An 8,039-nucleotide genomic window follows, 5' to 3' on the forward strand; every position below is an offset into this window, starting at 1 on the left:
TACCAACGGTCACAACCGATTCCTGAGCACATGTCGGCGACGCTGGGCAGCACAGACGTTGAGTTCAGAGAATACGGTTTCGAAGCCTGGTACTGCCAGCCCGGCCATGAGGGCAGCCACGAAAAAGGCGGTGTGGAAGGCGAGGGCGGTCGGTTTCGCCGCAACCATTGCGTGCCCATGCCCGTGGTGGACTCCATCGACGAGCTCAACGCATTGCTGGCGGCCGCCGATGACGCCGATGACGCCCGCCGGGTCGGCAACCGCTCGAGCAGTGTGGGTCAGGACTGGACATTCGAACAAACGCTGCTGCGCCCGTTGCCTACCGAATCATTCGATACGGCATTGACTTTGACCCCCCGGGTAGACCGCTACGCCCAGGTGGCAGTGCGCAGCAATCACTACAGTGTCCCGGCGCGCTTCATCGGCCATCGGCTGCGGGTCAAGTTGTCGGCCTCGGCGGTGGTGGTTTATCACCGCACCACGGTGGTGGCCCGCCACCAGCGTGCGGTCGGCAAGGGCGCCAAAGTCCTTGATTTAGACCACTACCTGGAGATCCTGCTGCGCAAGCCCGGCGCCCTACCCGGTGCCACAGCACTGGCCCAAGCCCGCGCGGCCAAGGTGTTTGCCGCCGAGCACGAGGCGTTTTGGGTCGCGGCCCGCAAAGCCCACGGCGATGCTGCAGGTACCCGAGCGCTCGTTGAGGTGCTGCTGCTGCACCGCCATATGGATCGGCTCGACGTGCGGGCCGGTATCACCGCCGCACTAGCGGTCGGGTCCACCAACCCCGATGTGGTTGCGCTAGAAGCGCGCAAAGCCACCGAACGACGCGGCGCGACGGCTGGCCCAGGTGAGGGCGGCAACTCAAGCGGTCGTGTGGTCGTCCTTGCCGAGCACCGCTCGGCGGCCGTGCCCGCCGATACCCGGCCGCTGCCCTCAGTGCAGCAGTACGACGCCTTGCTGGGAAGAGAAACCTCATGACACCGCGGCGCAGCGTCACCGATCAGGCCGCCACCGCAGCCATCGAACAGGGCTGCCGGATGCTGCGCCTGCCCACGATTCGCGACCGGTTCAGCGAGATCGCCGCCGCTGCCGAGCGTGAACATCTGTCCTACCTAGGGTTCTTGTCCGAGCTGGTGATCGCCGAATGCGACGACCGCACCCACCGCCGCGCCCAACGCCGTGTGCGCGATGCCGGTTTTCCGCGCCCAAAACGATTGGACGAGTTCTCCTTTGAGGCCAACCCGGCCATCAACCCCGCCGTCATCGGACAACTCGCCACCTGCGCCTGGGTCAAGGCAGGAAACCCTTTGTGTTTGATCGGTGACTCCGGCACCGGCAAGACCCATCTACTCATAGCTTTGGGCACCCTGGCCGCCGAAGCCGGCCACCGGGTCCGCTACACCCTGGCCAGCAAGCTCGTCAACGAACTCGTCGAAGCCGCCGACGACAAGCAGCTGACCAAACTGATCAACCACTACGGGCGAGTCGATCTGATCCTGGTCGATGAACTCGGGTACCTACAGCTTGACCGGCGTGGCGCCGAACTGCTGTTCCAAGTTCTCACCGAGCGAGAAGAACGCGCGGCAATCGCCATCGCCTCCAACGAACCCTTCTCCTCCTGGACCAAGACATTCACCGACCCCCGACTATGTGCCGCCATCGTCGACAGATTGACCTTCGCCGGACAGATCATCGAAACCGGCAGCACCTCCTACCGACTCGCCCAAGCCCGCAAGACCCGCCCAGCAAGTGGGGCCAAATCGAACCGTCACGCCGGGGCCAGTTCAAGTTGACATTGCGACCTCGGTCTGCGTCACCGGTGGGGGCTCGAGGTTCTCGTGTGTACTTGTCGGCGCGGGACGGGTGATCGCAGCGGCGATCAGTACGCCGACCCCGAGAACGAGCATCGCGATGTAGAACGGAGCGATCGACCATGACCTCCACACAGACCGCTCGGGCACGTACGCCTGCTTAAACTTCTGCCACTTCGTTTTCTCCGGAGTACCGTTCGGCGGTGGCTCGTCAGCATCAGTCGGATCGAGAGTGAACCGAGGGACCATTCGCTCAGCTCGCGCCACGGTGTTGTAGAGCTTCCGGAACGCCTTCTCGCTCCGCAAGTAGTTGGCGTCGAGGTACGCGAAGAGGATCACCGCGATTACTCCGAGAAGCGCGAGCGGCCACAGATGCTGGGTCAGTGCAAAGCCGAAAGCTGCGGTCGTGACCGGAAGGAGCCACCCTTTCGCGGACGACGACGCCGCGGACTGCCGCGTCACCACCGCCTGGATGTAGTCGAGATGCTTGCGTCGATCCTCGGGCGACAACTCCGGCTGCGCGGCTGGCGGTGTGGACTGGACCGCGGCCCTCACGCGACGCAGCGCCTCGTCCTTACTGGCCTCCGAGTAGTCAGTCTCGGGTGGCCATATCGGCCCCATCGCGTCCCCACTGCGCCGTGGGACCAGGTGCACGTGAAGATGCGGAACCGTCTGGGTAGCGGCCTCGCCGTTGGACTGTATGACGTTGAGGCCCTCCGGCAGCAATGCCGAACGCAATGCGGTTGACAGGCGCAGAACCGCGGTCGATAGCTCAGCCGATTCCTCCGGTTCCAATCCCCAGATGTCTTCCATGTGCCGCTTGGGCACCACAAGAACATGACCTATGACGGCGGGTTCCGTCGGAAAGAAAGCGACGACGTGCTCGTTCCGATACACCTCCCGAACATCGCCATCTTCGCCGGCGACGATGGCGCAGAACGGGCACTGCTCAGAAGTCACAGCAGTCGAGTCTTGGCCTGCGCAACCCAGCTCTCCAGATTGTTGGACAGGTTCGCGTAGGTGGCCTTGGTGTCAATTTGTCCCTGCCAGTTCGTCTGGGTCGGATCGAACACGGGAACACCACTCACACCCGGAACCTTGGTGAACGGGTCCGCTCCGCGGCTGTCGACAGAGCCCATCGACGACAGGCCGTGAATCCGTACACCGACGAGCGGCTTCTTGTCGTTCCATGCCTTCTCGATCTCGTACAGCACCCACGGTCGGGACGCGGTTTCCTGACCGATCAGAACGACAACAGCGCGCTTGTAGGCCATCTGCTTGTCGATCCAGTCCTTGATCGCTTGCTCACCCTGCCGACGCACCGCCTCCCACTGCTGGGCGCCGAGAAGGGGCTGGCCCTCAAGCGCTCCGATCTGCCGAACGAGCTGGACTCGGTGCACGTCGCGCTCGTAGTGGAACGAGTAGAACACGGTCTTGGTTGCCATCGTTGGCTCCTCTCAAGGCTTCGGCGTCTTGCCGGAAGCACAGCTCGTTGAGGTTAGCTCCGAGGGGTGACACGAACGTTCCGTGTTCCAGGCACACTCGGCGGGTTCACGCAATCGGACTACATCGAGAATGATCGGGGCACCCGGAGCATCACGAAACCTCCTTGCCGACTGCGCATCCGGTGGTACTCCACGGATATGACACTTTTCGTGTCGGCAAGGAGGTCTCAGATATGAAGGTGTCTGTACTCCATTCGTGGAGCCACGGGGAATCGAACCCCGATCTGAGCCTTGCAAAGGCCCCGTTCTACCGTTGAACTATGGCCCCGTCACGGACATGACCGCGACGGCATCACCGCTGGTCATCCCCACTTCCAACTCACTCTCCTACAGATAAGAATCGATTTCGTCGACGTTGTCGCGGGTGAGTTGTCCTATGCGCAGAGGGTTTTCGTAGTACCAAGTGAGGTTGTGAGGTCCGCGGAAGGTGTCTGCGGCCCAGAGCAGGACGTTGATGTGTTCGTGCTCGACGGCGAATGCGCTCATGGGGTGTGCTCCGTTCAGGGTGGTGTGGTTGGTCTGGTGGGGACCAGGCCCGGGCGGGTGCCGTGTGGCGGGTCCGCCCGGGCCTGGCCGGGTTAGCGGGTGGCGAGTGCGGCGATGAGGTCGGCGGTCGTGAGGCACGTCCAGCCGACCGGCTCGCAGAGCCAGGCGGTTTCACCGATGACCATGACGTCGCCAACGGAGAAGCTGCGGTGGCCGGCCAGCCGGTAGCGTAGGGCCCACGTGGCGGTGGGGTTGTCGATGTTGAGTTGTTCGAACACGATTCGGTGGGCGGCGTGGATGAGCGCTTGGCCCGTGAGGTCGTCACCGATCTCCAGGTCGAAGCTGGCGGCCTGACGCAGGCCGGTGGGCACGGGAGTGGAAAGGCCCCACAGGCGGTCGGGCGACTCGTTGAGGTACACGGTGGTGTGAAGTACGGGCATGGCTTGTTCCTTTCGGTCAAGGTGTTTGCGCGCCGGTCGGCGCTGGGGGTGCGGTCAATCGGTCGAGGGTGGGCTGTCAACCCCGAAGAGTCCGGTGCTGGTGCCGGCGGATTTGCGGCCCGCGAGCGTCAGCGAGCTGATAGGGCCGCAAAGGTCCTCCGCCGCCGGCACCAGCACCGGACGTGGGTTGACAGGTCGGGCCCCCGGCCGATTAGGCTGCGCCCCCTTGCTGACGGCAAGAAGGTGAGTGGCTACGGGCGTACGGCCGCCGCGGGCGGTCGTGTTGCGCCGCTGGGCGGCGCGGATGGTGCGCAGACCCGGCGCTGGTGGTCGCTGTCGCGGTCGATCGCAAAGCCGATAGGCGGCAGCGGATTTGACGAGCCGGCGCGGGGCCACACCCCTGGGTCTGTCGCGGCCGGCGAGCGGGGCTCGGGGCAGGGGTGCGGAAGAAAAAGGGGGGCCCGGCCAACCCTCCGTGGTGGAGAGCTGGCCGGACCCGGCAGGTGTGAGCTACAGGGTCTGGAGCAACCGGAATGCTTGGGCCTTCAGCGATTGGTGGCTGGCGGCTGTGGCGATGCTGCGCAGGGCGCGAGTTTCACTGGCGGCGCTGGAGGTCCTGGCACCGCGCACGGGGACGTGGTGGTCGAGGTATTCGGTGACCGCGTTGTAGGCCGCCCACCGGGTGCCGGCGATCGGTGTGATGGTCGGGGAGGACGTCCACAGTTTGACGATGCCGTTGGCGCGTTCGCTGCGGTGCCGTGCGGTGGCGGCGCTGGGGGCGGAGTCGACCTCGAGCAGGGTGTTGGCGAAGCGGCGAACTTCGTCGGTGTCCATCGGCCGCGCGTAGAGTTCGGCGGCTTCGGCTTCGAACGCTTCGATGTAGCGCCAGGTCAGTTTCAGGGCGTTGCGTGCCTCCTGGATGGCGGCGCGTGCCCCGCCGGTGTGGCGGATCCCCCAGCTGGCTTTGGCATTGCGCAGGGCCGCGGATTGGGTGTTCTTGCACACGATGCGCACGGGGGTGATCAAGAACGTGAACTTCGAGGACCCGTCGTGGGAGTTCAGCGCAGCGAGATACAGCTCGGTGAGGTCCTGGGTTCCGTCGCGGCCGTCGAAGACGATCGTGTTCGGCAGCTTCATGGTCATGAACGTTTCGCGGCCCCCGCGCAGGGCACCTGCGGTTTCAAAGTGCGCCCCGGAGGCGTCGACCAGGGCGTCAAGCAGATCGCAGGAGGCTTCGTTTTGGACGGGCTCGTATTTGGAACCGACGACCCCGAGGACGTCGAGGCGCCCGTGGATGGGGTTGGTGCGCACGGTGGCGTAATAGTCGGGCACTGCCAGGGGTGCCGGAGTGGTGACGCCGGTTTCGTCGATGATGGGTTCCTGGGGGACCTGCAATGCCATCTTGCGCACGTTCCAGCCGGCGAGGTGGGCGGCGTCGAGGGCTTCGCGGGCCGTCATGGCGTGGCCGACGGATTGCCCGAGGCGGTGCCAGTGGTCAGAGCGGGAGTTAGCGAAGGACACGTGGGCGATGCCGTTGGCGTCGGTGGTGATGTCGAGTTCGTGTGCCATGATGTCTTCCCTTTCAGTGGAAGGTGTTTGGTGTGCGCCGGTCGGCGCTGGGTGTGCGGGGACCGGCGGGGCGGCGCGGTCAACTGAGCCCGGCGGATACGCAGGAGGCGGATTTGCGGCCCCGGCGAGCCTCAGGCGCGCAGCGCCGTCGGGGCGAGCTGCGGTAGGGCCGCAAGTGCCGCCGGTGCCGCACGGGCGAGCGCAGCGAGAACGGGCGAGCCCGCCGCGGCGCAGGTTGACGGCGACATAAGCCCCGCCGGTCACAATGGACACCCCGCTGACTGCAAAAATGGTGAGCGGCTACGGATTTCATGGCCGCCGCCAGGCGGCCCTATCCCGGCGCTGGCGGCCTTGGGCGGGGGGCGGAAGAAAAAGGGGGCCCGGCCAGCTCGGGGAGTTGGTGAGCTGACCGGGCCTCGCGAGTGTAGTTACTGCTTGGTGGTGCCGGTGGCAGCGGCGTGGGGCTGGGTGGGTGCTGCGGGCCGGTGGCCTTGGATCTTGTGGTAGGCGACGGTGTCGGTCCAGGATGCGTTGGCGTGCAGCCGGATCGATACGGATTTCAGGTTGACGCGTTCAACCGGGTACCAGGTGTTGAGGTACTTGATCAGGTCACCCTTGGCGATGGTGTCGCGGCTGTAGGTGTTGGCGACCCCTTGGGCCTGTTGGGTGCAGTAAATGTCGCGCCAGTAGGCGATGTCGTCGGCGCGTTGGGCCATCCGGGCGACGATCTGCTCGCGGTGAGATCCGCTGGCTGGCGGGAACTCGTCGACGTATTCGTGGTTGACGGTGCGTGCGACGACGCGGCGGTGGCCATCGAGTTGCCTTTGGTCGGAGCGTTGTTCGGCTTCGAGTGTGTCGATGCGGTTTTTCACCGTGACCGGGTGGTAGCGCCGGTCGGTGGTGTGGGTGGCTGCGTCGGCTCGGACGGCTGCGGCACCGGCGGCGGCGGTGGCGGCGATGGCGCGTCGGGTCGCGTCATTGGAGCGCTCGATGGCTTTGCGGTGGCGCCGTTCGCTGTGATGCCCGATCTTGATGGGCTCTCCACCGGGAGGGAGCGCGTCCATGGCGCGCTGCTCGGCCTCCCATGCGTCGCGGGCGGTGTCAGCGCGGCGGTCGGCCTTGGCGGTAAGGGCCTCGACCCGCTGGCATTGGCGCTCGGCGCGGTCGGCCTCCGCATCGGCTGTGGGGCGGTGCGTGTCGTCGATCGTGACTTCGACGGTGTGCCCGGCGTCGCGCAGTGCTTGGGAGGCGTGGTTGATGATGTGGTGGTTGGGTTGGCGGTCGCGGCTTCGGAGGATGCCCCACAGTCCCAGGGTGGGGAACCAGCGGAATCCGGCGGCTTTGAGGATGGTGTTGGTGCCGTCGCCGCGGCTGGTGCCGTGTACGAGGGTGCCTTGTGCGGCGGTGTGAATGATTTCGATGCCCACTGGGTTTTTCCGTTCTGTGTTCCGGTTAAGTGCGCCGGTCGGCGCTGGGGTTCGCGGGGGACCGGCGGGGCGGCGCGGTCCACCTGGGCCCGGCGGTGAAGCGGGAGGCGGATTTGGCGCCCGGTGAGCCCGGCGCGCAGCGCCGTGGGGCGAGCCTGGGTAGGGCGGCACATGCCGCCGGTGGCGCACGGGCGAGCGCAGCGAGAACGGGCGAGCCCGCCGAGGCCCGGGTTGACGGCGACACCAGTCCCCGCCGGTCACACTGGACACCCCCGCTGACTGCAAAAATGGTGAGCGGCTACGGATGTGACGGCCGCCGCCAGGCGGCCCTATCCCGACGTTGACGGCCTGGGCGGGTGCGGAAGAAAAAGGGGGGCCCGGCCAACCCCGCGTGGTGGCGGAGCTGGCCGGGCCGTGGTGTGAGGTGTGGCTAGCCGGCGGCGGGCGCACCGCTGCCGCTGTGTTCTGCGGTGGATTGGATGAGTGTGTCGCGGATGGTTGCCGGGTTCAGGCCGGCGCGCAGCGCGATTTCGAGGAGCCTGGCGAGCTTGGGCCTTGGGGTGGATGTGGTGTCGGCTTCCTCGAGTGCGGCCTCGATCGCGATGCCGGCGCGCACGGTGTCACTGTCGAGGCACAGGCAGGCGGCGGCGAGGGTGAGGGCTTCGGCGCGGTGTTGCCCGCGCAGCCGGCGGCCGATGAAGGTCCATAGGTCTGCGGCGGCTCGGGGGTTCTTTACCGCAAGCCCGATCATGGCGTCGCGCGCGACGGGATGCCCGGTGATGACCATCCCGGCCCGGGGGG

9 protein-coding genes and 1 tRNA gene are annotated in these 8,039 nt (G+C 66.3%); 2 read left to right on the top strand and 8 right to left on the bottom strand.

From position 1 onward, the window contains the following. Together AO501_RS08290 and istB are read left to right on the top strand one after the other, a co-directional pair. A partial coding sequence (locus AO501_RS08290; protein ID WP_419775667.1) for a Mu transposase domain-containing protein occupies positions 1-978 on the top strand: 978 nt, incomplete at its 5' end. Continuing rightward, positions 975-1,793 (top strand): IS21-like element helper ATPase IstB, encoded by an 819-nt coding sequence (istB, locus tag AO501_RS08295; protein ID WP_055577271.1) that lies wholly within the window; start codon positions 975-977, stop codon positions 1,791-1,793. The genes AO501_RS08290 and istB, both read left to right, overlap by 4 nt. Here the strand turns inward: istB and AO501_RS34510 are convergent. From AO501_RS34510 to AO501_RS08330, 8 genes are all read right to left on the bottom strand, one after another. Then, positions 1,785-2,771, bottom strand: a complete 987-nt coding sequence (locus AO501_RS34510; RefSeq protein WP_082658475.1) for an HIT family protein — start codon at positions 2,769-2,771, stop codon at positions 1,785-1,787. The two genes, istB and AO501_RS34510, sit on opposite strands and share 9 nt — an antisense overlap. After that, positions 2,768-3,256, bottom strand: coding sequence for a TIR domain-containing protein (locus tag AO501_RS08305; RefSeq protein WP_055577272.1), 489 nt, complete (start codon positions 3,254-3,256; stop codon positions 2,768-2,770). Before AO501_RS08305 ends, AO501_RS34510 begins: the two co-directional genes overlap by 4 nt. Before the next feature lie 257 nt (positions 3,257-3,513). Then, positions 3,514-3,584 (bottom strand) — tRNA-Ala (locus tag AO501_RS08310). A 59-nt stretch (positions 3,585-3,643) separates the two neighbouring features. Then, positions 3,644-3,802: a hypothetical protein gene (locus tag AO501_RS36985; RefSeq protein ID WP_156452407.1), complete on the bottom strand. Its 159-nt coding sequence runs from the start codon at positions 3,800-3,802 to the stop codon at positions 3,644-3,646. A 92-nt stretch (positions 3,803-3,894) separates the two neighbouring features. Then, positions 3,895-4,242: a hypothetical protein gene (locus AO501_RS08315; RefSeq protein WP_055577273.1), complete on the bottom strand. Its 348-nt coding sequence runs from the start codon at positions 4,240-4,242 to the stop codon at positions 3,895-3,897. Between the two features lie 510 nt (positions 4,243-4,752). Then, on the bottom strand, positions 4,753-5,811 hold the full coding sequence (locus AO501_RS08320) for a DUF932 domain-containing protein (RefSeq protein WP_055577274.1): 1,059 nt from the start codon (positions 5,809-5,811) through the stop codon (positions 4,753-4,755). Positions 5,812-6,239: 428 nt separating this feature from the next. After that, positions 6,240-7,238 carry a DUF3560 domain-containing protein gene (locus tag AO501_RS08325; RefSeq protein WP_055577275.1) on the bottom strand — a complete coding sequence of 333 codons (999 nt, stop codon included), beginning with the start codon at positions 7,236-7,238 and terminating at the stop codon, positions 6,240-6,242. Positions 7,239-7,668: 430 nt separating this feature from the next. After that, the coding region (locus AO501_RS08330) for a DUF4192 family protein (protein WP_231752396.1) at positions 7,669-8,039 on the bottom strand (371 nt) is incomplete at its 5' end.

Origin of the sequence: Mycobacterium gordonae (assembly GCF_001417955.2) — a bacterium.
In the GTDB taxonomy this organism is placed as follows: Bacteria; Actinomycetota; Actinomycetes; order Mycobacteriales; family Mycobacteriaceae; genus Mycobacterium; species Mycobacterium gordonae_B.

Coding starts and splice junctions, on each gene's coding strand:
- AO501_RS08320 (WP_055577274.1), bottom strand. CDS start 5,811: ATGGCACACGAACTCGACATCACCACCGACGCCAACGGCATCGCCCAC.
- AO501_RS08305 (WP_055577272.1), bottom strand. CDS start 3,256: ATGGCAACCAAGACCGTGTTCTACTCGTTCCACTACGAGCGCGACGTG.
- AO501_RS08315 (WP_055577273.1), bottom strand. CDS start 4,242: ATGCCCGTACTTCACACCACCGTGTACCTCAACGAGTCGCCCGACCGC.
- AO501_RS36985 (WP_156452407.1), bottom strand. CDS start 3,802: ATGAGCGCATTCGCCGTCGAGCACGAACACATCAACGTCCTGCTCTGG.
- istB (WP_055577271.1), top strand. CDS start 975: ATGACACCGCGGCGCAGCGTCACCGATCAGGCCGCCACCGCAGCCATC.